This window comes from Dysosmobacter acutus, from assembly GCF_018919205.1.
GTDB classification, from domain to species: Bacteria; Bacillota; Clostridia; order Oscillospirales; family Oscillospiraceae; genus Oscillibacter; species Oscillibacter acutus.
In genome coordinates this window covers 424,927-449,978 of sequence record NZ_JAHLQN010000001.1, presented here as the reverse complement: position 1 = coordinate 449,978, position 25,052 = coordinate 424,927, and the positions used below count along the sequence as shown (strand labels likewise).

The 25,052-nt window shown below is 60.1% G+C and carries 25 protein-coding genes, 1 tRNA gene and 1 pseudogene; 7 read left to right on the top strand and 20 right to left on the bottom strand.

Annotation, left to right across the window (positions count from 1 at the left end):
• The first annotated feature begins 105 nt into the window (after window positions 1-105).
• Entirely contained in the window at window positions 106-1,266 is a 1,161-nt protein-coding gene (spoIIP, locus tag KQI82_RS02100; protein ID WP_216558038.1) for a stage II sporulation protein P, read from the top strand.
• Between the two features lie 189 nt (window positions 1,267-1,455).
• Entirely contained in the window at window positions 1,456-2,976 is a 1,521-nt protein-coding gene (locus KQI82_RS02095; protein WP_216558035.1) for a gluzincin family metallopeptidase, read from the top strand.
• A 178-nt stretch (window positions 2,977-3,154) separates the two neighbouring features.
• Here the strand turns inward: KQI82_RS02095 and prfB are convergent, their stop codons facing one another.
• The 5 genes from prfB to glsA form a co-directional block, all read right to left on the bottom strand.
• Window positions 3,155-4,273 carry a peptide chain release factor 2 gene (gene prfB, locus KQI82_RS02090; RefSeq protein ID WP_216558033.1) on the bottom strand — a complete coding sequence of 373 codons (1,119 nt, stop codon included), beginning with the start codon at window positions 4,271-4,273 and terminating at the stop codon, window positions 3,155-3,157.
• Between the two features lie 103 nt (window positions 4,274-4,376).
• Complete coding sequence (locus tag KQI82_RS02085; protein ID WP_216558030.1) at window positions 4,377-5,735, bottom strand: MATE family efflux transporter; 1,359 nt, start codon at window positions 5,733-5,735, stop codon at window positions 4,377-4,379.
• 33 nt (window positions 5,736-5,768) lie between these two features.
• A complete protein-coding gene (locus KQI82_RS02080) occupies window positions 5,769-6,716 on the bottom strand; it encodes an AEC family transporter (RefSeq protein ID WP_216558027.1) in 948 nt (315 codons plus the stop codon).
• 188 nt (window positions 6,717-6,904) lie between these two features.
• Window positions 6,905-8,332, bottom strand: coding sequence for an alanine/glycine:cation symporter family protein (locus tag KQI82_RS02075; RefSeq protein ID WP_241426589.1), 1,428 nt, complete (start codon window positions 8,330-8,332; stop codon window positions 6,905-6,907).
• Between the two features lie 154 nt (window positions 8,333-8,486).
• The gene (gene glsA / locus KQI82_RS02070; protein ID WP_420908120.1) at window positions 8,487-9,410 is read right to left on the bottom strand and encodes a glutaminase A; all 924 of its coding nucleotides are present in this window, start codon (window positions 9,408-9,410) and stop codon (window positions 8,487-8,489) included.
• A gap of 303 nt (window positions 9,411-9,713) precedes the next feature.
• Here glsA and KQI82_RS02065 point away from each other — a divergent pair, with 303 nt between their 5' ends.
• Window positions 9,714-10,652, top strand: a complete 939-nt coding sequence (locus tag KQI82_RS02065; protein WP_216558021.1) for a LysR family transcriptional regulator — start codon at window positions 9,714-9,716, stop codon at window positions 10,650-10,652.
• 49 nt (window positions 10,653-10,701) lie between these two features.
• Here KQI82_RS02065 and KQI82_RS02060 read toward each other — a convergent pair whose 3' ends face one another.
• Window positions 10,702-11,139, bottom strand: a complete 438-nt coding sequence (locus KQI82_RS02060; RefSeq protein ID WP_216558018.1) for a hypothetical protein — start codon at window positions 11,137-11,139, stop codon at window positions 10,702-10,704.
• 81 nt (window positions 11,140-11,220) lie between these two features.
• Window positions 11,221-11,294 (bottom strand) — tRNA-Gly (locus KQI82_RS02055).
• A gap of 133 nt (window positions 11,295-11,427) precedes the next feature.
• Between KQI82_RS02055 and KQI82_RS02050 the strand changes: the two genes are divergently transcribed.
• The 4 genes from KQI82_RS02050 to hpf all read left to right on the top strand — a co-directional run bounded on the left by KQI82_RS02050 (window position 11,428) and on the right by hpf (window position 15,499).
• Window positions 11,428-12,555 carry a D-alanyl-D-alanine carboxypeptidase family protein gene (locus tag KQI82_RS02050; RefSeq protein WP_216558015.1) on the top strand — a complete coding sequence of 376 codons (1,128 nt, stop codon included), beginning with the start codon at window positions 11,428-11,430 and terminating at the stop codon, window positions 12,553-12,555.
• A gap of 102 nt (window positions 12,556-12,657) precedes the next feature.
• Complete coding sequence (locus tag KQI82_RS02045) at window positions 12,658-13,986, top strand: glucose-6-phosphate isomerase (RefSeq protein ID WP_216558012.1); 1,329 nt, start codon at window positions 12,658-12,660, stop codon at window positions 13,984-13,986.
• A 177-nt stretch (window positions 13,987-14,163) separates the two neighbouring features.
• Window positions 14,164-14,574 (top strand): hypothetical protein, encoded by a 411-nt coding sequence (locus KQI82_RS02040; RefSeq protein ID WP_216558010.1) that lies wholly within the window; start codon window positions 14,164-14,166, stop codon window positions 14,572-14,574.
• 379 nt (window positions 14,575-14,953) lie between these two features.
• Window positions 14,954-15,499, top strand: a complete 546-nt coding sequence (hpf, locus tag KQI82_RS02035) for a ribosome hibernation-promoting factor, HPF/YfiA family (protein ID WP_216558007.1) — start codon at window positions 14,954-14,956, stop codon at window positions 15,497-15,499.
• A gap of 64 nt (window positions 15,500-15,563) precedes the next feature.
• Here the strand turns inward: hpf and KQI82_RS02030 are convergent, their stop codons facing one another.
• From KQI82_RS02030 to KQI82_RS01975, 13 genes and pseudogenes are all read right to left on the bottom strand, one after another.
• Complete coding sequence (locus tag KQI82_RS02030) at window positions 15,564-16,415, bottom strand: hypothetical protein (RefSeq protein WP_216558004.1); 852 nt, start codon at window positions 16,413-16,415, stop codon at window positions 15,564-15,566.
• 97 nt (window positions 16,416-16,512) lie between these two features.
• Window positions 16,513-16,980: a S1 RNA-binding domain-containing protein gene (locus KQI82_RS02025; protein WP_216558000.1), complete on the bottom strand. Its 468-nt coding sequence runs from the start codon at window positions 16,978-16,980 to the stop codon at window positions 16,513-16,515.
• 64 nt (window positions 16,981-17,044) lie between these two features.
• Window positions 17,045-17,344 (bottom strand): FtsB family cell division protein, encoded by a 300-nt coding sequence (locus tag KQI82_RS15555; protein ID WP_241426588.1) that lies wholly within the window; start codon window positions 17,342-17,344, stop codon window positions 17,045-17,047.
• A gap of 217 nt (window positions 17,345-17,561) precedes the next feature.
• Window positions 17,562-17,810 (bottom strand): annotated as a pseudogene (gene yabQ / locus KQI82_RS15930) (spore cortex biosynthesis protein YabQ); the annotation flags it as partial.
• The gene (locus KQI82_RS02015) at window positions 17,811-18,083 is read right to left on the bottom strand and encodes a YabP/YqfC family sporulation protein (RefSeq protein WP_216557994.1); all 273 of its coding nucleotides are present in this window, start codon (window positions 18,081-18,083) and stop codon (window positions 17,811-17,813) included.
• A 62-nt stretch (window positions 18,084-18,145) separates the two neighbouring features.
• A complete protein-coding gene (locus KQI82_RS02010; RefSeq protein ID WP_216557991.1) occupies window positions 18,146-18,385 on the bottom strand; it encodes an RNA-binding S4 domain-containing protein in 240 nt (79 codons plus the stop codon).
• Between the two features lie 177 nt (window positions 18,386-18,562).
• Complete coding sequence (locus tag KQI82_RS02005; RefSeq protein WP_187332720.1) at window positions 18,563-18,838, bottom strand: HU family DNA-binding protein; 276 nt, start codon at window positions 18,836-18,838, stop codon at window positions 18,563-18,565.
• Between the two features lie 77 nt (window positions 18,839-18,915).
• The gene (gene mazG / locus KQI82_RS02000) at window positions 18,916-19,719 is read right to left on the bottom strand and encodes a nucleoside triphosphate pyrophosphohydrolase (protein WP_216557988.1); all 804 of its coding nucleotides are present in this window, start codon (window positions 19,717-19,719) and stop codon (window positions 18,916-18,918) included.
• A 56-nt stretch (window positions 19,720-19,775) separates the two neighbouring features.
• A complete protein-coding gene (locus tag KQI82_RS01995) occupies window positions 19,776-21,392 on the bottom strand; it encodes a putative polysaccharide biosynthesis protein (RefSeq protein WP_216557985.1) in 1,617 nt (538 codons plus the stop codon).
• A 104-nt stretch (window positions 21,393-21,496) separates the two neighbouring features.
• Window positions 21,497-21,907 (bottom strand): zinc ribbon domain-containing protein, encoded by a 411-nt coding sequence (locus tag KQI82_RS01990; RefSeq protein ID WP_216557982.1) that lies wholly within the window; start codon window positions 21,905-21,907, stop codon window positions 21,497-21,499.
• Between the two features lie 37 nt (window positions 21,908-21,944).
• Window positions 21,945-22,877, bottom strand: coding sequence for a uridine kinase family protein (locus KQI82_RS01985; protein WP_216557979.1), 933 nt, complete (start codon window positions 22,875-22,877; stop codon window positions 21,945-21,947).
• Window positions 22,878-22,892: 15 nt separating this feature from the next.
• Window positions 22,893-24,386 (bottom strand): coproporphyrinogen dehydrogenase HemZ, encoded by a 1,494-nt coding sequence (gene hemZ / locus KQI82_RS01980; RefSeq protein ID WP_216557976.1) that lies wholly within the window; start codon window positions 24,384-24,386, stop codon window positions 22,893-22,895.
• A gap of 42 nt (window positions 24,387-24,428) precedes the next feature.
• Entirely contained in the window at window positions 24,429-25,052 is a 624-nt protein-coding gene (locus KQI82_RS01975; protein WP_216557973.1) for an MBL fold metallo-hydrolase, read from the bottom strand.

The following is a 25,052-nucleotide window of genomic DNA, read 5'->3' as shown; positions in this document are numbered from 1 at the left end:
TTCTTCCGTCAGTATGGCCCCGGGGAGGGAAATTTATACAATCTCCAAAAAATTTTCTGTTCTGGTGGTGGGACAGGCCGCATAGGTTGTCTCAGAGGTGATCCCATGAACAGCAGACGACCGAAAAACACTCAGCGCATCCGGAGAATCCTGGCCATCGGCGCGTGCGCCGCCACGCTCTGGACCGTGGCGGTCACGGCCAACAGCGAGTCCCTTCTGGGCGCGGTCACCGCCCTGCGTACCCAGGGGCCGGTGCAGGCGCTGCGGTGGGAGTTGGGGGACTTTTTCTCCCTGAGCGACCTCTCTCCCGCCACGGTGCTGGCCATTGCCGAGTCGCCCCTGCTCCTCTCCGCCCGGGAGCAGATTCTCCGCCGCCAGGAGAGCGACTCCGGCGAGCAGCCCCAGCCCGCTGACACAGGCACGGAGCCGGTGACGGAGGAGCCCGTGGAGCCGGAAACGCCGCCAGGCGTGGATAACGGCATCCCCGCCCGCACCCTGATTCCCTCCTCACCGGCGGGCTACACGGTGGTGGGCGGCGTGTACATCAGCAATTCCACTGACCACGTCCTGGACACGGCGGAACTGGGCAGCGGGACCTTTGACGCGTCCCTCACCGACGAAGAGCCCCAGATCCTGATCCTGCACACCCACGGTAGTGAAGCCTATACCCTGCCCCCCGGGCAGAGCTACGAGCCCTCGGGCAACCACCGCACCACCGACACCAAGTACAATGTGGTGCGGGTGGGGGATGAGATGGCCGACATATTCGCCGAGGCGGGCATCTCCGTGCTCCATGACAGGACGCTGTACGACTATCCGGAGTACTCCGGCGCCTATGGCCGGGCGCTGACATCCATTGACGCCTACATGGCCCAGTATCCCTCTATCCGATTCATATTGGACGTGCACCGGGACGCCATCGAAGACGGCGCCGGCAACCAGTACAAGGTGGTGTCGGTGGTGGATGACGTGGGTACGGCGGCCCAGGTGTCCATTGTGATGGGCAGCGACGGCTCCGGGCTGCCCCATGACCACTGGATGGAAAACATGAAGCTTGCGGTGGCGGTGCAGCAGAACATCGTGGGCGTCTATCCCACGCTGATGCGCCCTGTGGTGCTGCGCAACTCCCGCTACAACCAGCACGTCACCACCGGCTCCATGCTGGTGGAGATGGGGGCCGCCGGCAATTCCTTGGACGAGGCGCTGCTGGCCGCCCGGCTTTTTACAGAGCAGTTCATCCAGGTGTTGGAGGCCAAAAACAAGTGACGCGGTGCAGCCCGGGCCGCAAAATTTATCATCTTCTGAAGATGTCCGGCTCCGGCAGAGTTTTCTTGCGGAATTGTCCGCCATTTATTTACTATTGGACAAATTGTGTGTATAATGAATGCAAGATCACTTGCGAAAGCTGCGGGCGGGTTTTTCCGGACCCGCCGCAAACTTGAAAGGAGTATGGAAATGACGACACTGACCACCCGGGAGGCGCTGGAGCGCGCCAAGGATCTTCTGCGCCAGAGCAGGATGTATGACCACATCATTGATTTGATGAAGTGGGACAGGATTACATACATGCCCAGCACCGGCCGGGCCTACCGCGCCAACACCAGCGTGTATTTTTCAGACAAGCGGGTTGAGCTGTTTTCCACAAAGGAGTGCCACGAGTTAGCGGATAAATTCCGCTCCCTGGACGCCTCCGACTATGAGACGGACCTGGAGCGGGCCGTTGCCCGCCGTTTCCTCTTCAACTTCAACAACGCCAACGGCACCCCGGCGGAGCTTCAGTCGGAGATCACCCGGGTGCAGTTTGAAAACGACGCCGCCTGGCTGGAGGCCCGCCGTCAGAACGACTACTCCATCTGGAAGCCGGTGCTGAAGAAATATTTCGACCTCAAGTATAAGGCCGCGCAGATCGCCGACCCCAACAAGCACCCCCTCCAGGTGCTGATGAACTTCTACGACGAGGACCTGTCGGTGGATGAGTGCAGCCGCCTCCTTGGAGAGCTGAAGACGGAGATGAGCAAGCTCATGTTCAAGGTGCTCCCCGCCTCCCGGGATGTGGACGACTCCATTCTCAACATCTTCTACCACCGTGAAAAGGATATCGACGAGCTCAGCGCCTACGCCTGCAGCCGCTTTGGCTACACCGCCGACAAGGCCTCCTTTGCCAAGGTGGTCCACGGCTGGTCCGCCATGCTCAGCCCCCGGGACTCCCGCGTGACCGTCAGCAAGTCCGACACGGGCATCGACAACTTCTTCACCTACATCCATGAGATGGGCCACTCCCTTTACAGTTTGGGCTCCAACGACGAGGTGGTGGAGGCCGGCGTCTGGGGCGGCATGAAGGGCAGCGCCCACGAGTCCCAGTCCCGCTTCTATGAAAACGTCATCGGCCGCTCCCCCGAGTACTGGGAGTTCTTCTTCCCCTTCTTCCAGGAGCGCTTCCCGGAGCTGCGCGGCTGGAATGCCAAGGATTTCTTCAAGACCCTCATCAAGGTCAATCCCCAGTTCAAGCGTACCAGCGCCGACGAGCTGACCTACAACCTCCACCCTGTCATCCGCTTTGAGCTGGAGCGCGACCTCTTTGAGGGCAAGCTGAGCTTCGACCGCCTTCCCGAGGCCTGGAACGACAAGTACGAGGAGTCCCTGGGCATTCGTCCCACCAACGATCTGGAGGGCTGCCTCCAGGATATCCACTGGACCGAGGACTTTGGAAAGTTCCAGTCCTACGCCATGGGCAACATCTTCGACGGACAGCTGCTCCAGGGCGTGCTGCGGGATATCCCCGATTTCCATGCGCAGGTGGCGGCCGGCCAGTTTGAGGACATCCACAACTGGATGCACGACAAGGTCCACCAGTTCGGCTTTACCTATCCCACCATGGCGGTGATGGAGCGGGCCACCGGCGAGAAGATCACCAGCAAGTACTACATCGACTACATGAAGAACAAGTACTATTCCATCTACGGCCTTCAGGACTAAAAAAGCGGATCAAGTGTGATGCAAAGCGCCCGCCCAACTTTAAGTTGGGCGGGCGCTTTCAAAGATACCGCGCGGCGCAGCGGGCGTTGGGACAGCCGCACAGAAGCAGCGGCCATTTTTCGCAAACCGGGCGGGACAACAAAAAAGAGGGAAAATCCGTTCTCCCTCTTTCTGTCTGCTATTTTTTCAGCTCGCCGGTGGCTTGGGCGGTCAGGTAGGCGTTGATAAAGCCGTCGATGTCGCCGTCCATCACCGCGTTGATGTTGCCCATCTCATAGCCCGTGCGGGTGTCCTTGGCCAGGGTGTAGGGCATGAACACATAGGAGCGGATCTGGCTGCCCCACTCGATCTTCATCTGCACGCCCTTGATGTCGGAGATCTTCTCCGCATGCTGCTGGGCCTTGAGCTCCATCAGCTTGGCGCGGAGCATCTTCATGCAGTTGTCCCGGTTCTGGAACTGGCTGCGCTCCGTCTGGCAGGCCACCACCACGCCGGTGGGAATGTGGATCAGCCGCACGGCGGAGGAGGTCTTGTTCACGTGCTGGCCGCCTGCGCCGGAGGAGCGGAAGACCTGCATCTCAATCTCCTCGGGCCGGATTTCGATGGTGTTGTCGTCGGGGATTTCCGGCATGACCTCCACCGCGGAAAAGGAGGTCTGGCGGCGGGAGTTGGCGTCGAACGGCGATACGCGGACCAGCCGGTGGACGCCGTTTTCGCTCTTCAAAAAGCCGTAGGCGTTCTCCCCCTCGATGGAGATGGTGGCGGACTTGATGCCCGCCTCGTCTCCGGCCTCATAGTCCAGCGTCTGGTAGGAGAAGCCGTGGCGCTCGGCCCAGCGGGTGTACATGCGGTAGAGCATCTCCGTCCAGTCCTGGGCCTCGGTGCCACCGGCGCCGGCGTGGAGGGTCAAAATGGCGTTGTTGGAGTCGTACTCGCCGGAGAGCAGCGTCTCCAGCCGGGCCTCCTCCACTTTGGTCTCTAATTTGGTGTAGCCGTCGGTCAGCTCCGGAAGAAGGGACTCGTCGTCTTCCTCCAGGGCCATTTCCACCAAGGTCTTCAGGTCCTCCCACTCGCCGATGAGCTTTTCCTGCCGCCCCACCTTGTTCTTGAGCTGCTTGAGCCGCTGCTGCACCTTCTGGGAGCGCTCCAAGTCGTTCCAGAAGCCGTCCTGAGCCGTCTCCTCCTCCAGTCTGGCGATCTCCGCCCGGGCGCCGTCCAGGTCCAGCGCCGCGGAAAGATCGGTGATGACCGGTCCCAAAGCGGTGAGTTTTTGTTTATATTCGTCGTATTCGATCATAGTTGATTTCTCCGTCTATCAGAATTACGTTCGCAAATTTAAATTATATCGGACAGATGGGGCCTTGTAAAGCAAAATTACGCACTTTTTTGAAAAAGTCCATCTATAGGGCCGCCTCCATGCCGTCCAACTCCCGCAGAAATCTGCGCATCATGACGGCGGCGATGACCGCCGAGAGCACGTCGGACACCGGCTGGGCCAGCTGCACACCCAACATTCCCCAGACCGTGGGGAAAATCAAAACCGCGGGAATGAAGAAAATCCCCTGCCGGGACATGGCCAAGAACGTGGCCGGGACGGTGCGGTTGACAACCTGAAGCACCATGTTCCCCATCACAACCCAGCTGTTGACGCAGAGCGTCAGACACTGAAGCCGCAGAGCCGTGGTGCCATAGGCCACCACGGTGGGATCGTCCCGGAATACACCGATGACCGTGGGGGCGAAACAGAGTCCAACGGCCGCAATGACCAAAAGGAAGCCGAAGGAGGTTTTCACGCAGAACCAGTAGGACTCCTTCACCCGGCGGTAGAGCCTGGCGCCAAAGTTGAAGCCGCACACCGGCTGGAGGCCCTGGCCAAAGCCGATGAGGGAGGAGTTGGCAAACTGCATCACCCTGGCCACCACGCCCATGGCGGCAATGGCCGCGTCGCCATAGGGGCCGGCTCCCCAGTTGAGGCACACGGTGGAGAGCCCTCCCAGTCCTTGCCGGGCCAGGGACGGCAGTCCGCCCTGAATAATCTCCTTGAGGTAAAAGGGCGTCAGCTTGGCATTGCGCAGCGAAATGCGCAGGTTGCCGCCCCGGGAGCACTGGAACAACAGCACAAGGAAGCTGACCAGCTGGCTGATGATGGTGGCCAGCGCCGCCCCGGACACGCCCATGTTCAGACCGAAGATGAGCAGCGGGTCCAGCAGGATGTTCAGCACCGCGCCGGCGGTGATGCCCACCATGCCGTAGATCGCGCTGCCCTGGAAGCGCAGCAGGTTGTTGAGCACAAGGGAGGCGCACATGTGGGGCGCGCCGATGAGAATGATGCGCATGTAGCTCATGGCGTAGGGAAGGATGGTTTCCGTGGAACCCAGCAAAATGGCCAGGGGCTCAAGGAACAAAAGGCCCCCGGCCAGAATGACGGAGCCCAGGACAAAGGCGCACACAAAGCCGTTGGCGGCCATGCGGGAGGCCTCCTCAATGTTCTGTTCCCCCATCTCCCGGGAGACATAGTTCCCGGAGCCGTGGCCGCAGAAAAATCCCACCGCCTGGATGATGCTCATGATGGAGAACACCACGCCCACGGCGCCTGTGGCGCTGTTGCTGTTGAGCATACCCACAAAAAAGGTGTCCGCCATGTTGTAAAAGGAGGTGACCAGCATGCTGATGATGCAGGGCGCCGCCATGGAGCAGACCAGGGTAGGGATCGGCGTCTGGGTCATGCGTATGAATTTTGCCTCCTGTTTTTCGTCCATAAAAGCCTCCTTTGCAAGCGCTGGCGCAGTGGATCAGATCAGTCCCAGGTGGGTGAGCGCAACCTCTCCCACGAAAATAGACAGGCAGGAAACGCAGGTGGTGGTGACGATCAAAGAGCTGGCCAGATTGTCGTCGGCGCCCATCATCCGGCTCATGGCAAAGGCGGACACGGCCATGGGCGTGCAGAACATGCACATGATGACGCCCAACTGATAGCCCCGGAACCCCAGCGCCGCCGCAAGAGCCGTCATCACGGCGGGGATCACCGCCTGGCGCAGCAAATTGCCCAGGGCCACCTGGCCTATATATTTGCGGGCATAGGTAAAGTCGAACTTGCCGCCCAGGGCGATGAGGGCAAAGGGCGTGGCGATCTTCCCCACGTCGTTGAACGCCGTGTCGATGGCCGTGGGGAAGCGCAGGCCAAGGAAGTTGCACAAAAGACCCACCAGCGGGCCAATGAGCAGAGGGTTTTTGATCACCCGGGGCAGGGTTTTGAGCAGGGGCGTCCTGCTGCCGCCCTCCTGGCTCACAAAGTACTCCAGCGCCACCGCTGCCAGAAAGTTGTAAAGCGGCACCAAAAATCCGGCCAGAATGGCCGTCAGGGAAGAGCTCTCCTCCCCCAACAGCCGGACGCAGACGGACATGCCGTAGATGACGAAATTACCCCGATACATGGCCTGGATCCAGACCGGCCGGCGCCGGTTGTCCGGCTCGAACAGGGGGACAAGGAGAAAGGCGGCAAGGAACACCGCCACTGTGGCGCCCAGACCGAATATGATTGCCGCCGTGTCGCCGGAGGAAAACTGGCTGGACCGGCTGGAGTTGAAGAGGCTGACCGGCAGCAGCACCTGAAAGCACAGCTGATTGGCCTTGTCGAAGAACGCGGCCGAGAGGTACTCGGTCCGCTTGAGCACATATCCAAGGGCAATCAGCAGGACCATCGGCAAAACGGCGTTCAGCGCCAGGGTAAAAGCGTTCATGGATCCCTCCGTCCTCCGGGCCGCCGAAGGTCCGGAACTAAGTAGTTCCAGTATAGCACGATTTTTTTTACTTGACAAAGGGGAGAGGAAGAAAATGATGGGAATTTTGCAAATAGGCACAGGGCTTGACCCGTGAACTTGCGAAAAAAGACCCGGCCCACAATGGGCCGGGTCGTAAAAAACAGGGGTTATTTCCAATATTCCAGGTTGGAGTCGTCCAGTCCAATGTCCTTAGCGCGGAAGACGGGGTTTTTCCCCTCCGCCTTTTGCTTTTCATAGTCCTTGCAGGCCCGGATGGCCACGCCGCCCAGCGCCACGCAGGCGGGCAGGTTGATGAGGCACATCACGGCCATGAGGATGTCGGCGATGGCCCACGCGGCGTCCATGCTCAGCCCGGCGCCCAAAAGGATCACCGCGGCGCACAGCACCCGGAAGCAGGTCATGAAGGTCTTGGAGGGCATCTTGCGGTGGATAAAGGCCAGGCAGTTGTCCACATAGTAGAGGTTGCCAAGCAGCGTGGTAAAGGCAAAGAGCACCATGGCGATGGTGACGAACACGGGGCCAAAGCCGCCGAACACGCTGGAGATGGACTGCTGCACATAGGGGGCGCCGGCGATGTCCGCGGTGGGGGTCACGCCGGAGCACATGCACATCAGGGCCGTTGCGGTGCAGATAAGCAGGGTGTCGATGAACACGGAGAGCATCTGGACCAGGCCCTGCTTCACCGGGTGGCTCACGTCGGCGGCCGCCGCGGCGTTGGGAGCGGAGCCCACGCCGGCTTCGTTGGAATAGAGACCCCGCTTGATGCCATACATCAGGCAGGAGCCGGCGATGCCGCCGAAGATGGCCTGGAAATCAAAGGCCTGCCGGAAGATCTGGGCAAAGACGGCGGGCACAAGCTTGATGTGGAACACAATGATAATCAGGGAGACGGCCACATACAAAAGGCCCATAATGGGCACCAGGGTGCTGGTGACCTTGACGATGTTCCGTCCCCCGCCCATGACGCACCAGCCCACCAGAATCGCAAGGATGACGCCGATGATCCAGGGGGTGACAGAGGGATTGTAGAAGCTGTAGGCCTTAAAGGTGTCCTGAAGGTTGTAGGAGGCCAGCATGTTGAAGCCGCCGGCATAGGTCAGGATCAGTGAAACGGCAAACACCACCGCCAGAGCGCGGTTGTGCAGGGCGGACTCTATGTAGTAGGCGGGGCCGCCGTAACTGTCGCCGGTCTCGGCGTTGCGGCGCTTGTAAATCTGGGCCAGGGTGCTTTCAATGAAGGCGGAGGCGCCGCCGATGAGGGCGATGATCCACATCCAGAAGGCCGCGCCAAATCCGCCCAGGCAGATGGCGGTGGACACGCCCACGATGTTGCCGGTGCCCACCCGGGAGGCGGTGGAAACCATCAGCGCCTGGAAGGAGGAGATGGCTCCCTCCTTGGAGGGCTTCTCCGACACCACGCGGATGGACTCGCCGAACATGCGCAGCTGGACAAAGCGGGTCTTAAAGGAGAAATAAAAGCCTGCCGCCAGCAAAACGATGATCAGGACGGGGTAGTACAAAAAGTCGTCGATGGATACCAGGGTCTCGGTTACGGAGTTCATAAATGCTTCCATACTCTCTCTCACTCTCTTCTCAAAAATATACGGGCGCCGCAGCCCGCGCCGGCGCCGGCCGCTCCCTGCAAAGACCGGCGCCTCCCCGCCGCACACCCGGCAGGGAAAAAGACTCTCTCCTGTTGATCAAAGCGCAACTGCGCGCTTTCCCGCGCTACAAATCCTTGCCCGCAAAATAGTGCAGCCGCAGGGTCTGGGACAGATACTCAAGAACCCGGTAGGCGCCCACGCTGTTGCCCTTGGCGTCCAGGGCGGGGCCGAAGGCGGCAATGCCCATCCGGTCCTCCACCGAGGCCATGATGCCGCCGCCCACGCCGCTTTTGGCGGGGATGCCCACCTTCATGGCGAATTCGCCGGAGCCGTCGTACATGCCGCAGGTCACCATCAGCGTCTTGACAATGCGGACGATCCAGTTCTCCACCAGCCTCTCCCCCGTGGCGGGATCGACGCCGTCGTTGGCCAGCACCACCGCGTAGCGGGCCAGGTCCTCTGTGGTGACGCTGACCGAGCACATCCGGAAATAGAGGTCCAGTGCCAGCTCCGCGTCGCACTCAAGGATGTTGTCGCTCTGCATGAGGTAGGCCATGGAGCGGTTGCGCATACCGGACTTTTTCTCCGAAAGGTAAACAGACTCATTGAGCTGAATGCTCTCCCGCCCGCAGAGCCGCCGGGTCAGGTCCATGAAGGAGCCAAAGGGGTCCTCCAACTCCATACAGCAGCTTGCCGTGGCAATGGCCCCGGCGTTGATCATGGGGTTGAGGGGATGCAGCGTCTTGGTCTCCAGTTTCACAATGGAGTTGAAGGCGTCGCCGGTGGGCTCCACCCCCACCTTGCTGAACACCTTTTCATACCCTGCGGTCTGGAGGGCAAAAATCAGGCATATGGTCTTGGAGATGCTTTGGATGGTGAACTCCTGGCGCCAGTCCCCATCGTGATAGACCGTACCGTCTTTGGTGATCAGGCAGACGCCAAGCTGGTCGGGATCGCCATGGGCAAGCTCCGGTATGTAGGTGGCCACCTTCCCCTCCGGCAGAAAGGTGCGGGCATAGCGCATGGCCTCGTCAATGGCCTGTTCAATGGAAATCACGGAAGGGCACTTCCTTTCGTCGCGCCGGTCTTCGGCAAACTGACCTGTTTTCTGCTTCCATTGTATCATGAAACTGTGCAATGCGCTCATCCGGGTTCAAAATAACATTATTGGTTTCTGATATAGGAAAACTGTGCAACTGAGCCCCAGCGGTTTTGTGCAGATTACACAAAAATGCGAAAAAGAGGAAAGCCTATCGCGGGATTTTCTCAAATAGTATATAATAAAAAAGAACGAAAAGAAACTGGATATTGGAAAAAAGTACAATGCCGTGGCATCAAGGAGGCCGTTTGCTTGAATGTAAAACACCTGGAATTTTTCTGTGCCGTAGCGCAGTATGGTTCCATCAACAAAGCTGCCCAGGCGCTGTACATCTCCCAGCCCCACCTGAGCCACATCATCCGGGATTTGGAGGAGGATGTGGGCTTTGCCCTGCTGGAGAGGTCCAAGCAGGGGGTGTCGCTGACGCCGGAGGGACAGCGGTTTTTGGAGCACGCCAGGGTGATTTTGCAGGAGATGGAGAACCTCAAGCAGTTTTCCCGCCGCCCCCAGCCGGACAAGGACCGGCTCAGCGTGTCCATGACCAAGTTCTCCCATACTATGGAGAGCTTTAACGACGTGTGCGTGCGCAACCAGCAGACCCAGCGCTTCTCCTACAGGCTGAACGAGGGCACCGCCATCGACGTGGTGGATGACGTGTGCAGCGGCGTGGCGGATGTGGGCGTCATCCATGTGGCCCAGCATGCGCAGGAGAGGCTGCTTGCTATGCTGAAGGAAAAAAGCCTGGAGTTTCGCCCCCTGGCGGAGCTGACGCCTCACATCGTCATCTCCCGCAATCATCAGCTGGTCCGCCAGGGCAAGCCAGTGACGCTGGAGTCGCTGCGGGACTACGGCTTTGTACGCTACTTCGGCCAGTACGAGGACTTCATTTACAACATCTCCACCGACAGCCGGCAGCTGGACCTCAACGGCTCGCCCAAAATCATCTACGTCTACGGCCGGGCGGCGCTGCTGCATCTGATCGCACACAGCAATTTCTACACCATCGGCATTCAGAGCTTCCTGACCCAGGACTCCATGTACCAGATCATCTCCGTGCCCATTGAAAACTGTACCGAGCGGCTGACCTTTGGCCTGCTCACCCGCAGAGGCGCGAACCTGACGCAGTCGGAGCGGGAGTTCATCGATGACGTCACCGCCCGGTATCGGAAGATTCAGGCCATGGAGACGTAGAAAAAAGGCCGGCGCGCTATTGCGTGCCGGCCTTTTTAAAGCGGATAGCTCAGGTCAGAGCGGTTTCAACTTCCTCATCGGCCGAGTCGGCGCCGCCTAACTGTCTGCCCTCCAGCAGGGCCCAGAGCCGCATGAACGAGGCGGCCAAAACCAGGCCGCTGGCAGTCAGATTCACGTCTGATAGCCTGCGCTCCAGGCTGGAGTCCTTCTCCTGGACGCTGCCCTGCTCCGACAGGCGGAAAAAGAACACCAGGGCGCAGATCGTCAGGATGCTGGACAGAACTTGATAGGGAAACAGGGCCTGGGGGTCACTTTCGCCGCAGATAAGCTGACGTTTTTGCTGCCAGAGGACACCATAGGAGATGAGGACGGCCGCGATGATGAAAATCAGGTAGTGCCGGGACTGATTCAAAGTGGAGACCGCCTGACTCAGCAGGCCGCTGTCGCTCTCTTCCAGAAAAACCGCCCCCTCCCGCGCCGCTGTCAAAAAAGTATATGAGAAATTTTTCAGATCAGCACAGAAACAAGGCGGGCAAAACGCAAAAAAACACCCCATTGGGTGTTTTTTTGGAGCGGACGATGGGAGTCGAACCCACCTATGCAGCTTGGGAAGCTGCCGTTCTACCGATGAACTACGCCCGCGAGACAAAAGTATTATAACAGATCCAAATCCATTTTGCAACTTGAAAAATGTCGCCCGGCCGGAACAGAGGAAAAAAGTCTAATCGGGGGACTTCCCTCATATCCTGTACCAAAGAAACAGGAGGGATGTCCAATGAAACGAATCATGGCTTTTGTCTGCGCGGCGCTGCTGATGACCACGGCGGCCCACGGGGCGGAGCTGAACCTGTCCGCCCCGTCCGCCGTGCTGATGGAGAAGGAGACGGGCACGGTTCTCTATGCAAAGGATGAGCACGCCAAGTTAGAGCCCGCCAGCGTCACCAAGGTGATGACGCTGCTGCTGGTGATGGAGGCCATTGACTCCGGCCGTCTCAGCTATGACGACATGGTTACCGGCAGCGCTCATGCCTGCTCCATGGGCGGGTCCCAGATCTGGCTGAAGGAGAACGAGCAGCTGAGCGTCCGGGATATGCTCAAGGCGGTGTGTGTGGTGTCCGCCAACGACTGCGCCGTGGCCCTGGGCGAGCACTTGTGCGGCAGCGAGGAGGCCTTTGTGGAAAAGATGAACCAGAGGGCCCGGGAGCTGGGGATGAACGACACCACATTTAAAAACGCCACCGGACTGCCTGCGGAGGGCCATGTCACCTCCGCCTGGGACATCGCCCTGATGTCCCGCGAGCTGATTTTAAACCATCCGGATATCCGCCAGTTCACCACCATATGGATGGATACCCTGCGCTCCGGCGCCTCCTCCCTGGTGAATACCAATAAGCTTGTGCGCTTTTATGATGGTGCCACGGGCCTTAAAACCGGCTCCACCGACTCCGCGCTCTATTGCCTCAGCGCCACGGCTGAGCGGGAGGGCATGGAGCTGATCGCCACCATCATGAAGGCCCCCACCTCCGCTCAGCGCTTTGAAGACGCCAAGGCCATGCTGAACTATGGCTTCGGCGCCTATACACTGGTCCACGTGACGCTGGATGAAGTGCTGCCCACGGTACCGGTCACGCTGGGCCGCCAGAACGCGGTGCAGCCGGTGCTCTCCGGGTCCAGCGCGCTGCTGCTGCCCAAGGAGCAGGCGGCCGGGCTGGAGAAGACCGTGCAGCTCTTGGAGCAGGTGGAGGCCCCGGTGGAGCAGGGGCAGAGCCTGGGCGAGCTGACCGTCACCTCCGGGGGGGAGACGGTGGCCACAGTGCCTCTGATAGCCGGCGAAGCGGTGGAGCGGATGAGCTGGGGCGGCATGCTGCTGGAGCTGCTGCGCCTGCCGTTTGTGAGCCGGTGACAGGATTCGCGGGAAAAGCAGGGGATTGCCCTGCTTTTTCTCTTGTTGATGCTTTGGAAAGATGCTATACTTTCCTCAACCAAACTGAAAGGGGTAGCTGCCATGCTGAATGTGCGTCTGTTTCAAATGAAATCCTTCATCCCCATGCCATACGAGGAGGCCCTGGCGCCCCGGCTGAAAATTGCCGACCAGTGGCTCCAGAACGGCAGCGGCAAGGGCGGCGAATTCACCGGCTGGGTGAACCTGCCCCGGGACTATGACCGGGAGGAGTTTGACCGCATCCGTGCCGCCGCGAAGAAGATTCAGTCCGACTCAAAGGCGCTGGTGGTCATCGGCATCGGCGGGTCCTACCTTGGGGCCCGGGGTGTGATCGAGTGTTTGTGCTCCCCCAACTACAATCTGAAGAAGAAGGACACGCCCAACGTGTATTTTGTGGGCAACGGCCTCTCCGGCGATGCGCTTTACGAGGTGATGGAGCTCATCGGCGACCAGGACTTCTCCGTCAACGTAATCTCCAAGTCCGGCACCACCACGGAACCCGCGGTGGCCTTCCGCTTTTTCCGGGATCGGCTGGTGGAAAAGTATGGCGCCGCCGCTGCGGGCAGGCGGATTTACGCCACTACGGACAAAGCCCGGGGGGCTTTGAAGTCGCTGGCCGACCGGCAGGGCTGGGAGACCTTTGTGGTCCCGGACGAGGTGGGCGGCCGCTACAGCGTGCTGACCGCGGTGGGCCTGCTGCCCATTGCCGTGTGCGGCGTGGATATTGCCAAGCTGATGGCCGGCGCCGCCGAGATGATGGAGGTATGCCGCCGGGGCGGCAGCGACTGCCCGGCCTGGCGCTATGCCGCCGCCCGGTTCCAGCTCTACCTCACCGGCAAAAAGGTGGAGATTTTGGGCTGCTTTGACCCCTCCTTCCGCTTCATGGGCGAGTGGTGGAAGCAGCTCTACGGCGAGAGCGAGGGAAAGGAGGGCAAGGGCATCTTCCCCGCCAGCGTGGAGTTTACCGCGGACCTCCACTCCATGGGACAGTATATTCAGCAGGGGGAGCGCATCCTCTTTGAGACGGTGGTCCGCATGGGCCCCTCCCAACATCCATTGTCCGTTCCCCGGGACGAGGCGGACGGCGACGGGCTCAATTTCCTGGCCGGCCGGGACATGGACTTTATCCGGGACCGGGCCATGGAGGGGACGCTGCTGGCCCACAGCGAGGGCGGAGTGCCCAACCTCATTGTGGAGACGGAGGACAAATCGCCCCGAAGCCTGGGCCAGCTGATCTACTTTTTTGAATATGCCTGTGCCCTGTCAGGGTATCTTCTGGGAGTCAATCCCTTTGACCAGCCGGGAGTGGAGTCGTATAAAAAGAATATGTTTGCGCTTTTGGGCAAACCTGGGTATGAGGAACTGGCCGGCGAATTGAAGGCAAGGCTGTAAAACCGGTGCCTGTGATACATGTGGGCGACCGGCACAAAACGATTTGGAAGAATTTTCCGTCAATGCACAATATGAACAAATAATTAAATCCGTTTTCTGCGTTGTTTTTTACGTGGATTTATGCTATGCTTAATCCACAATACATACCCAGCAATTGATGAACAGGAGTGATTTACTATGGTCAGACTTATTATGGGCGTGAAGGGCTCAGGCAAAACGAAGCAGCTGATCGAGCTGGTCAACGCGGCGGCAAAGGACGAGCCGGGCAACGTGGTCTGCATCGAAGCGGGCACCATTATGACCTATGACATTCATTATCACATCCGGCTGATCGACGCGGTGGAGTACAAGATCAACTCCTATGAGGTGTTCCGTGGATTTATCAGCGGCTTGTATGCCGGAAATTACGATATCTCCCATGTCTTTATCGATAATTTGTGCAAGATCGTGGGCGACGACGGCGGCCATGAGACAGAGCAGTTTTTGGCTTGGCTGGATCAGTTCGGCGAGAAGAACAATATGAAGTTCACCTGTACCATCAGCGCCGATGCCAGCACCGCCACCGACGGGATGCTGAAGTATCTGTAAAGAGACCATGCGGGGAGGAGTGTTCCTCCCCGCCTTTTTTCACCCCGGTATCCGCCAAAGGCATAAAAAGGAGCCGCACAGCACGCTGCTGCGCGGCCCAAGCGGGTGGGATATTGGAAAGCTTCCTTGATTATCTTAACCCCGCCCGCCGGGTTTGTCCATAGGAACCTTTGTGGAAAGGGCACTGCTTTTGCCGGATTCCGTCGACTGCGTTGGACGGCTCTGCGCCGGGGCTTGGCTGAAGGGCCGGCGCGGCCTTCTCTGGAAGTAAAAGGAAAACAATCTGTTACAAAATGCCCTTGTCCCTTTTCAAAAGCGGACAATCGTGTTATACTACTTTCATCAGGAGAGGTTTCCTAAGAACGAAAGGAGCGGTACTATGAAGTTCACATTTGCATGCAAGAAAGTTACGCTGAACGATTCGATCAAGGAGTACGCTACCAAAAAATTCTCCAAGCTGGACCGCTATTTTAAGGAGGAGGCGAGCGCTCATATCACCTTCTCTGTTGAAAAAGACCACCGCTGCGTGGTGGAGATCACCATCCGCGGGGGCAATACACTGTTCCGTGCCCAGACGGAAGCGCCCGACGGCGACATGCGCGCCGCCATTGACGAGGCCCAGAGCTATATCAACCGCCAGATTCGGAAGAATAAGACCCGTCTGGAAAAACGCCTGCGGGAGGGCGCATTCCCGGAGGCCGCCGTTGCGGACGCCTTTGATGTGGCGGAGGAAAAGGAGTTCAATATCGTCCGGACCAAGCGTTTTTCCGTCAAACCCATGAGCGCCGAGGAGGCCATTTTGCAGATGAACCTGCTGGATCACGACTTCTTTGTGTTCCGCAATGCGGAGGACGGGGCGATCTCCATTGTGTATCAGCGCAAGAGCGGCGGTTATGGCCTGATTGAGACCAACGACGCGGATTAAGCAATCCTTTTAAAAGAAAGAGATGGCGCCCGATGGCGCCGTCTCTTTTCCGCTGAAGGCGGGCTCAGAGGGTGAAGGGCGGCTGAGGCGGCTCCTCCCAGCTTACGGAAAACAGCTCCAACTCCAGCGGTCCGTCCATGGGCAGGGAGATATCCCCCGCCTCTATATAGGCAAACTCCCGGCTCACGGGATAGATAAACCCTAAGCCGGAGGAGCGGGGGGCCTGGGGACCGTCCAGATACTGCTTCAGATAGACTTGGGGCCGCAGCTCGCGGTCGGCATGGATGCGGCAGCTCAGCACCAGCCTCCGCCCGGAAGAAGCTCCCTCTTCCTGCGGCAGCTCCGCCAACTCCGCCTGCACCACCTCCAGAGCGCAGGAACGGCCCTCCAGGGGGAAGAGCACGGTGGCGGCGGGGTGATCCATCTCCAGGGAAAAAGACCGCTCCAGCAAAACAGTGCGCATCGTGGGCCGGAAGCAGAAGGTGATGGGCCCTTCCGGCAATGGTCCGACTCCCCGCAGCCCCAGACGGATCAGAAGCAGCTCGTCGCTGCGCCACTGCCGGGGCAGCAGGCCGGCTGCGGCCAGCCGGGCCCCAAAGGCGGCCGCCGCGGGGTCCCCCGCCCGGGGGTCGGTGTAGCTGCTGTGCAGGGTGCGCAGGAAAAACCGGGCGTTTCCCACAATCAGAAGGCGGGGCAGTGCCTTCAGGTTCAGCTGCCGGGCGATCCGCCACTCCAGAGCCGCCTGCTCCCGATAGGTGGCGCAGGGCCGCGTCCACTGGGGCGGAATGGGATAGCGGGCGGCGAACCACAGCACGGGGCCGCCGGGTTCCTCTTCGATGCAGAGAAAACGAAAGCATGTTCCGTCAAAGAAGCAGTCCCTGCCCACCGGCCGGGACAGAGGAAGGGCTGGATACATCTCCCCGCCTCCTCTCTCTTGAATGTAAAAAAGAGCCTATCACATAAACGGGTGAAATGCAAGAAAGACGGCGGACCATTTGGTCCGCCGTCTTAGTTTATCTCTTGCGCCGTCCGCCGCCCCGTTTTCCGTCCATGTTGCGGTTGAGGTCGGAGAGCTTGCCCTCCGAGGCGGACATAAATTGTTTCAGCTTGTCCTCAAAGGAGGAGTCTGCGGTAGGGGCCAGAGGCTGCTGAAACGACCGGCCCTCCGGTCTGGGACTGCTGTGAACCGGCCGGGGCGCCGCGCTGCGGGGCATGGCCGGACGCATCCCGCCGCCGGGACGGGGTGCGGGAGGCTGCAGCCGCTTGATGGAGAGATTGATTTTCCCATTCTCCGTGGACAGCACCTTGACCTTGACGCTCTGCCCCTCCTGCAGGAAATCGTGAACGTCATTGACAAAGGAGTTTGCAATCTCTGAAATATGTATCAGACCGGACTTGCCGCCCTCCAGTGCCACGAATGCGCCGAACTTTGTGATGGTAGTGACTTTGCCTTCCAGAATGCTCCCAACCTCAGGCTCCATATACTACGATTTTTCTCCCTTCCAAATCTCTTCGGTACGCACCGGCCCACACACAAAAGGCCGGTCAGTTGCTCACGTCGTAAAAGACCTTCTCCCCCGGGTTGACCATTCCCAATTCGTTGCGGGCGATCTCCTCCAGCGTCTCGGGGTCATCTCCGTTCTCAATGTCTTTTGCCAAAGCGGCGTTTTCCTGCTGCTTTGCCGCCACCTGAGCGGCCAGCTGCGCCCGGTTTGTCTCCGCTTCTGTGATCTGGCCCTGGAGGCGGTAAAGCTGGAAGCCCACGGCCAGCAGCAGCGCCAGAATCACCAGCTTGGTGAGAATTCCCGCGCCTGCCTTTTTCTGTTTCTTTCCCCTTGCGGCCAACGCGCCCGCCTCCCTTTCGTCGCACCCAGAGCAACGTCCATTTGTAATTCCATATTGTATCCCATTTTAACAAAAAATGAAAGAGATTTTTTCCATGACGGAGCGTTTTTTTGAAGAAATTTTTGACAATATGCAGGGGAATGGCGGTCAGTTTGACCAAATCCACCATATTGTCCACCCAAAAGGACCAAATGGGCCGTAAAAGTTCGGAGAGAAGGCAGAAGTAAAGCACCGCCCCGCCGGAAATGCCCAGAAGCAGATACAGCCGCAGCTCCCCACCGGAGGAGAGGCAGAAAAGGAATACGGCCACCGCCGCCAAAAGGCACATCAGGGCGTCCAGAGGCCGGGTGGTCCGGGGAAAGCGGAGCCGAACCGCCCGGAACAGGTCATACAGCAGGGCGATGGACAGCCCCAGGCCAATGGACACAAGGAACAGCTGCAGCTGGCCGGTGATAGTGATTTCCATTTATCCGAACAGCCGGCGGAAAAAGCCGCCCCCGCCGCGGCCCTCCTCCTCATAGGAGAGGGAATCGATCCGGCCGTCCACGTGGAGCTCCCCGCCGTCTAAGGACAGCTGGCCGATGTGGAGGCCGTCGCCGGTGATAATCAGCGTCCCGGCCGAGGTCTCCATGACGATGCCTGTCTCGTCAAACCGCTCCACATCCTCCACACCGGAGACCACCAGGCTTTCTCGGCCCCGCAGCTCCAGGTGATGGGGCATGGCAGAGTCGTATGGCATAAAAAACCGCCTCCTTTTTTTCCTGTTCCATCATATGGGAGGAGGCGGACAAATATGCGCGATCAGAGTTCGCGGTACATGGCGGCCGCATCGGCGCTTTTGACGTTCTCCGCCACGCTGATCACCTCTACACTGACGGTGCGCACGCCGAAGCGCAGGGAGATCTGATCCCCCGCCTTTACGTCGTAGGAGGCCCGCTGGGGCTTGCCGTTGACGCTGACCAGTCCGTTGTCACAGGCCTCGTTGGCCACGGTGCGCCGCTTGATCAGGCGGGAAACCTTCAGGTATTTATCCAGTCGCATAACGATCCCTCACAAATAGAAAAATTCAGCGGGTCGTCCAGATGGCCCCACGCCCGCCGCGCTGCCCGTGGCCCCGGGCCAATGGCAAACATAAGAATCCGACCTCCCCCACCTCTGGTGAAGCCGGGACAGAAAAACTGCCGGTGCAATTCCACACCGGCAGTTCAAAGCGCTTCCTTACTTGGCCACCGTGTCCTTCAGAGCCTTGCCGGCCTTGAAGACGGGAACCTGGGAGGCGGGAATCTTGATGGATTCCTTGGTCTTGGGGTTGCGGCCGATGCGCTCGGCTCTCTTCTTCACCTCAAAAGAACCAAAGCCAACCAGCTGAACCTTGTCACCGTCCTTTAAAGAAGCGGCAATGGTGTCCAGCATAGCGGAGATGACGGCCTCGGTGTCCTTTTTGGACAGTTCAGCCTTTTCAGCAACAGCGCTGATGAGTTCTGCTTTGTTCATTGGGATTCCTCCTGTAAAAAGTTTATTTGCACATAACGTGGTCTCTCTCTAAGTTTCCTAAAACGGGGTATCCCGTGTTAAGACTGTTCTTTGGCCCGCCGCCACAGCGCGGCCAGGTCTTCGCTGTTCATCTGGTTCAGGGGACGGTCCGCCTGGGATTCCACCTCCCGAAACCTCCTGGAAAACTTTTCGCAGGCGCTGTGCAGCGCCTCCTCCGGATCCACTCCGGCCCTGCGCACCACGTTGACCGCGGCAAACAGCAGATCGCCGGCCTCTTCCCTTGCGCCGTGGGGGCCGTCGGGGGGCAGTTCCGCCTCCTGGGCACGGCGCAGCTCCTGCGCCTCCTCCCACAGCTTGTCCGCCGCAGCGGAGCCGGCGGGCCAGTCAAAGCCGGCCTTTGCGGCCTTGGACTGAATCTTTTCCGCCCGCCATAAGGAGGGCAGCGCGTGGGCTACGGAGTCTATGGCGTCAGCGGTGGAGGCTTGTCCCTTCTCCGAGCGCTTCAGGGCCTCCCAGTTGACCAGCACGGTTTCGCTGTCCTCCGCCTGCATGCCCCCGCCGAACACGTGGGGGTGGCGGTAAATCAGCTTTTTGCACACGCCGTCCACCACGTCGTCCATGGTGAAGCCGCCTTGCTCCTGATCAATCTGGGCGTGGAGCACCACCTGCATCAGCACGTCCCCCAGCTCCTCGCAGAGCGCGTGGGAGTCGCCGCTGTCGATGGCGTCCACCGCCTCGTAGGTCTCCTCCAGAAAGTTCCTTTTCAGGGACTCGTGGGTCTGCTCCCGGTCCCAGGGGCATCCCCCCGGGGCGCGGAGAATCCGCAGAATATCGAGCAAATCCTTGTAACCGTAAGTTTCCCGATATTCAAAATCTATCATAAAGGCCTCCCTATTGCAAGCAATTTCCGCAAATTCCTGTCCGAACGTGTCAAAAATCATTTTAAATGCAAAATCCTGGAAATCCTGTCACCGCCCCGGAGATTCTTCAGGTCGTCGGCGGTGAGAATCCGAAGCACCGGGATCAGGATCACGTAAACCACCACGCCTGCGCCCACACCAGCCAGAGTGGCTAAGGCGTTGCCGGCGTATTCGCCCATCCGGCTGCTCAGGGCGCCATTGCAGGCAAGGTAGCTGATCCGCGCGCCCAGGCCCATAATGACCGAGGCCAGGGCGGGCTTAAAGAAAAGGCCCCAGTAGCCTGGCTTCTCCTCCAGCGTCCGGTAGACGAAAAAGAGGTTCAGCCCCGCGATGACCACATAGCAGCACAGCGTGGAGATGGGAGCGCCTTTGATGTTGATGTCCGGGTTGCCGATGAGCACATAGTTCATGGAGATTTTCACCAGCCCGCCGGCAATGATGGTGAAAATGGGAATCCGCTCCCGACCGTGGGATTGTAAGATGGCGTTGGTCAGCACCATCAGGCACACAAAAATGCAGGCCACGCCAAGCAGCTGGAGATGATAGGTGGCGGCCACGGCGTCCGCGCGCTGGGAGGGGTAGAGCATCAGCAGGATGGGACCGGCCAGCACAGACAGGCCCACCCCCGCGGGGATCACCAGTGTGGCGATCAAGCGGAAGGAGGAGCTTACCAGCTTGCTGACCCGGTTGTGGTCTTGCTGGGCCAGCGCGGCGGCCACAGCGGGAATCAGACTCATGGTGACGGGATAGACAAAGGAGGAGGGCAGGTTGAACAGGTTTTCGCTGAAGGTGTACTGCCCATAAAGCGCCGCGGCGGCCTTCTCGCTCATGCCCAGGGCATCCTGAAGCCGCCCCATGGCCACGCTCTGGTCGATGAGGGAGATGAGGCTCATGCCCGAGGAACCCAGGGTGATGGGAATTCCGATGACCAGAAGCCGCTTCAGGAGGCGGCCGGAGGACGGGGCAATGTCCGCACCCGGCGTACGGCTGCGGCGGCGCAGCAGATAGAGGGAGAGAAAGATCAGCGACGCGGCGGTGCCCACGGTGACGCCGAAGATGCCTCCGGCGGCGCCCACCTCCACGCCGTAACCCTGGCGCAGCAGCACCACGGCCAGAGTCAATCCCACCACAAGCTTGCAGAGGGCCTCCAGGATCTGGGAGATGGCGGTGGGCTTCATGTTGCCCTGCCCCTGGGTATAGCCCCGCATGGCGGACATGAGGCATACGCAGAATACCGCCGGGCTCAGCGCCCGGATGGCATAGAAGGCCAGGGAGTTGTTCATCAGCTCCGCCAGGGGCTCCGTGCCGAAAAACATGATCAGCGAGCCGGACAGGCCCAGGAGGAAGAAAAGCCCCAGCGCCACATGAAAGATCCGCCGCTTCTCGTTTTCCCGGCCCAGGGCGTTGGCCTCGGACACCAGGCGGCTGAGGGCCAGGGGCAGCCCCGCGGTGGAGATGGTCAGCAGCAGGTTGTAAATTTTGTAGGAGGTGTTGAAGTGGGTCATGCCCTCCGCGCCGATGATGTTGGTCAGCGGGATTTTGAAGATGGCGCCGATGAGCTTCACAACCGCCACTGCCGCCGCCAATATGGCGGCGCCGCCTAAGAAATTCTGCTTTGTTTCTTTTTTTGCCATGTGAGGAACCTCTTATTCATATTTGCCGCAAAGAGACCAAACCGCACGGCCTCCCGCCCGGCTTCCTGCTCCTATCCTATTTTGCTTGCGGCGGATTATGCGCCTTACAGCCGGGCGCCGCAGCCGCGGCAGTAGATATCGCCCTCCTGTGCGGCGGCGCCGCAGTTGGGGCAGCAGATCTCGGCCTGAACAGGTTCCTTCTCTTCACCTTGGGCGGAGGTTCCGGAGATCTGGGCGATCTCCGCCTTCAGCTCGTCGATCTCCCGCAGCTTGGCGAAAAGGACCTCTGAATCGGCGGGCTCGCCGGTGTGGGTGCCGTAGACCAGCTCCCCGATCTCCCGGAGCCGGAGGTTTACCTCCGCCTTCAGGTCAATGAGGCGGGCCTTCTGCCGGCCGGTTTCCACCAGCTCCTCCGCGCCGCGGACAGCGGAGGTGGCCAGGGCGGCGGCGGTGTTGCCGATGTCCACGGCGGCCATCTGTACCTTATACAGCAGTTCCTGTAACTTTTCGTCCATAAGATAGTTCCTTTCCAAAAGCGCCGGAAGCCCGGCCTTAATATGCGTAATCGCTGCCGCCGATAAACTCCCGGACCAGGGAGCGGGGGGCGACATAGGATTCGTCCAGAGGCTCAATGCGGTCAAAGGCGCGGAGCATGTCGTCCGCCACGTCGTACTTGCCCCGGGGCAGCTTTTCCAGCATGGGCACCACAAACGGCTTGAGCACCGAGAGCTCATAGGGAAGCGAGGAGTCGAACATCAGATTGGCGTTTTCCTTGTAGGGAGAGATATAGAGCTTTTCGCCCCGGCGGACGTTGGGCCAGAGCTTGATGGTAAAGGCTGCGTCGCTGCCGCGGAACTTGGCGTCCCGGACGATGCGGCGTACCAGGCGTAGCCAGGCGTGCTGGAAGACCACAGAGCCTTCCTCGTCCACCAGGTTGGACCGGGCGGCGATATAGAGCTTAAGGGCTCTGGGGTTCTTGCCTGTAATCACGTCGTTGAGGGCGTGGATGCCCTCGAAGATGGCCAGCTCGTCCTGGCCTAACTGAAGCGGGTGGGTCATGGTGGCGCTGCGGATCTGGCGGGCAAACTCGTACTTGGGGATGTGGATGGTCTCGCCCCGGTCCAGCATGGCAAAATGGCGGTTTAAAAGGTCGATGTCCAGGCAGAAAGGCGATTCGTAGTCAATGCCGCCCTCCCGGTTCCGGGGTGCGGTTTCCGGGTCCACGGACAAAAAGTAGTCGTCCATGGAGATGGTGTGGGTCTCCACGCCGGAATTGTCCAGCACCTCCTCGATCTTCATGGCTGTGGTGGTCTTGCCGGAGCCGGAGGGCCCGGAGAGCAGGATGATGTGGGACTCGGTCCGGTGGTCGGCGATTTTTTTTGCGGCGCTTTCGATCTTCTTCTGATAGGCGGCGTCGCACTCGGCCACAAAGGCCGCCGGGTCGCTGCGGATTGCCTCGTTGATCTCTTTCAGGGAATAGGCCATAAAAAACAGCTCCTTTCAGCGGGTGGAGCGATCCTCCGCCCCGTTATAAAACGCGGCGAACGCCGCCTGGTTGGCCTGGATTTTCTCCGGGCGCTCGATATACTCCTTGGGGTACTTCAGGTTGAAGACCCGCTCAATACGGCCCAGACGGGCGTCCACCATCTTGGTGGAGCCGCCGGCTCCAAGGGAGAGGATGGAGCAGAGCTCCTCCATAATGTAGATGTTGTACAGCCCTTCTGCCCCGGGAACGCACCAGCCTGTGTTCTCGAAACTGCCGGACATGTATTTCTGGCGGTAGAGATAATAGGGGGCCAGTCCCGCGCCGCGCAGACGCTCGATGGAGTAGTCCACCATCCTTCCCACCTCCTCCGACGAGGGGATGGCCCGGTTCTCAAGGGTGATGCGGCTGCCCTTTTTCAGGCTCAGGGTGTGGACGGTGATGTTGTCGGCGCCCAGGGTGAGCACCGTGTTCAGCGTGCGGCGAAAGCCCTCCGCGCTGTCCTCGGGAAGCCCCGCGATCAGGTCCATGTTCACGTGGTCAAACCGGGCCGCACGGACGTCCTCCATGGCCCGGAGAATGTCCTCCGCGCTGTGCCGGCGGCCGATGGCATGGAGCACCCGGTCCTCCATGGTCTGGGGGTTGACGGAGACCCGGGTGGTGCGGTGAGCCTTGAGGACCCCAAGCTTTTCCGGGGAAATGGTGTCTGGCCGTCCCGCCTCAATGGTGATCTCCAGGCAGCCGGAGAGATCAAAGGACCGCTCCACCTCCGTGAGCAGGCGGTCCATCTGCTCCGCCGTCAGGGTGGTTGGTGTGCCTCCGCCCATGTAGAAGGCCCGGACCCTCAGCCCCAGCCGCGCTGTCATCTCCCCCGCCGAGCGGACCTCCGACAGCAGGGACTGGAGGTACGGCTCCACCAGGGCAAAGGATTTTTCCACGCTGTTGCTGACAAAGCTGCAATAGGCGCAGCGGGTTGGGCAAAATGGGATGCCGACATAAAGGGCGATATCCCGGGGCGAGAGGGCGGCCGCGGCATTCAGCCCCTGCCGGGCGGTTTCAATGCACATCCGCCGCCGCTGGGGAGAGACAAAATAGACGTCCCTCAGAAGCCGGTCGGTCTCCTGTTCCGACTTGCCCTCCTCCAAAAAGCGGGCGGCTAACTTGCCGGGGCGGATGCCGGTCAGGGCCCCCCAGGGGGGTGTGACGCCGGTGACGGACCGGGCGGCCTGGAAAAAGCTGAGCTTGACGATCTTCTGCTTCTCCCGCTCCGCCTCAAAGGGGCCGCAGTCCTCCGGAATGGTCTCGCGGGAGACCCCTTCCTCCTCCTGATCGCCGTGGCGCAAAAGGGTGCGGGCCGTCCAGACGGGGCCCTCCTGAACGAGGCTGACCCGGGCCCAGCTGCGGTCCTCCGGCGCAATGGGGTCATAGAGGGGGCGCTCTTGGGGGAACAGGGCCAGCAGGCTCTGCTCCAACGCGTATTGATAGTCGTGTCCTTGAAATTGTAGCTTCATAGCCGGTTCTTTCTTCCGCCGCTTGGGCGGAGGGAGATGGAGTCAGTCCCGAAGGGCCTGGCGGAGATAGGGATTGGTTTCGCGCTCGCGATCCAAATCCGAGGGATCCATGTGGCCGGGAAGCACAACATGGTTGCCCTCCAGCCGGCCCAGACGGCGCAGAGAGGATAAAAGCTCAAAGGTGTCGCCGCCGGCCAGGTCGGAGCGGCCGCAGGAGCCGGCGAACAGCGTGTCGCCGCACAGCAGGACATTTCCACATTGGAGCGTCACCGAGCCCTTGGAGTGGCCCGGTGTCTCCAGCACCGTGACGACAAGGGAGCCCAGCATCACTTGGTCGCCCTCCTTCCAGTCCACAAGGTTGCCGAAAAGAGCGGGATAGAGCATTTTGATCCGGGGATCGGTCGTGTCCTTGTAGCGGTCCTTAATGCTGAGATACACGGGAATGTCCGGGTGGGCCTCCTGAATGCCGGCCACGCCGCCGGTGTGGTCGTAGTGGCCGTGGGTCAAAAAGATGCACTGGAGGGCGCAGCCGCTCTCCGCCACCTTGCGGAGGATGCGCTCCGGCTCCCCACCGGGGTCCACCACGGCGCACTTGCCCGATTCCTCGTCGCAAAGAAGATAGCAGTTGGTGCCCAGTGGCATCACCTGAAGCGTCTCAAGTTTCAT

Excerpts from the sequence above, each read along its gene's own strand:
- spoIIP (WP_216558038.1), top strand. The coding sequence starts at position 106 with ATGAACAGCAGACGACCGAAAAACACTCAGCGCATCCGGAGAATCCTG.
- KQI82_RS02095 (WP_216558035.1), top strand. The coding sequence starts at position 1,456 with ATGACGACACTGACCACCCGGGAGGCGCTGGAGCGCGCCAAGGATCTT.
- prfB (WP_216558033.1), bottom strand. The coding sequence starts at position 4,273 with ATGATCGAATACGACGAATATAAACAAAAACTCACCGCTTTGGGACCG.
- KQI82_RS02085 (WP_216558030.1), bottom strand. The coding sequence starts at position 5,735 with ATGGACGAAAAACAGGAGGCAAAATTCATACGCATGACCCAGACGCCG.
- KQI82_RS02080 (WP_216558027.1), bottom strand. The coding sequence starts at position 6,716 with ATGAACGCTTTTACCCTGGCGCTGAACGCCGTTTTGCCGATGGTCCTG.
- KQI82_RS02075 (WP_241426589.1), bottom strand. The coding sequence starts at position 8,332 with ATGGAAGCATTTATGAACTCCGTAACCGAGACCCTGGTATCCATCGAC.
- KQI82_RS02050 (WP_216558015.1), top strand. The coding sequence starts at position 11,428 with ATGAAACGAATCATGGCTTTTGTCTGCGCGGCGCTGCTGATGACCACG.
- KQI82_RS02045 (WP_216558012.1), top strand. The coding sequence starts at position 12,658 with ATGCTGAATGTGCGTCTGTTTCAAATGAAATCCTTCATCCCCATGCCA.
- KQI82_RS02040 (WP_216558010.1), top strand. The coding sequence starts at position 14,164 with ATGGTCAGACTTATTATGGGCGTGAAGGGCTCAGGCAAAACGAAGCAG.
- hpf (WP_216558007.1), top strand. The coding sequence starts at position 14,954 with ATGAAGTTCACATTTGCATGCAAGAAAGTTACGCTGAACGATTCGATC.
- KQI82_RS02030 (WP_216558004.1), bottom strand. The coding sequence starts at position 16,415 with ATGTATCCAGCCCTTCCTCTGTCCCGGCCGGTGGGCAGGGACTGCTTC.
- KQI82_RS02025 (WP_216558000.1), bottom strand. The coding sequence starts at position 16,980 with ATGGAGCCTGAGGTTGGGAGCATTCTGGAAGGCAAAGTCACTACCATC.
- KQI82_RS02015 (WP_216557994.1), bottom strand. The coding sequence starts at position 18,083 with ATGCCATACGACTCTGCCATGCCCCATCACCTGGAGCTGCGGGGCCGA.
- KQI82_RS02010 (WP_216557991.1), bottom strand. The coding sequence starts at position 18,385 with ATGCGACTGGATAAATACCTGAAGGTTTCCCGCCTGATCAAGCGGCGC.
- KQI82_RS02005 (WP_187332720.1), bottom strand. The coding sequence starts at position 18,838 with ATGAACAAAGCAGAACTCATCAGCGCTGTTGCTGAAAAGGCTGAACTG.
- mazG (WP_216557988.1), bottom strand. The coding sequence starts at position 19,719 with ATGATAGATTTTGAATATCGGGAAACTTACGGTTACAAGGATTTGCTC.
- KQI82_RS01995 (WP_216557985.1), bottom strand. The coding sequence starts at position 21,392 with ATGGCAAAAAAAGAAACAAAGCAGAATTTCTTAGGCGGCGCCGCCATA.
- KQI82_RS01990 (WP_216557982.1), bottom strand. The coding sequence starts at position 21,907 with ATGGACGAAAAGTTACAGGAACTGCTGTATAAGGTACAGATGGCCGCC.
- KQI82_RS01985 (WP_216557979.1), bottom strand. The coding sequence starts at position 22,877 with ATGGCCTATTCCCTGAAAGAGATCAACGAGGCAATCCGCAGCGACCCG.
- hemZ (WP_216557976.1), bottom strand. The coding sequence starts at position 24,386 with ATGAAGCTACAATTTCAAGGACACGACTATCAATACGCGTTGGAGCAG.
- KQI82_RS01975 (WP_216557973.1), bottom strand. The coding sequence starts at position 25,052 with ATGAAACTTGAGACGCTTCAGGTGATGCCACTGGGCACCAACTGCTAT.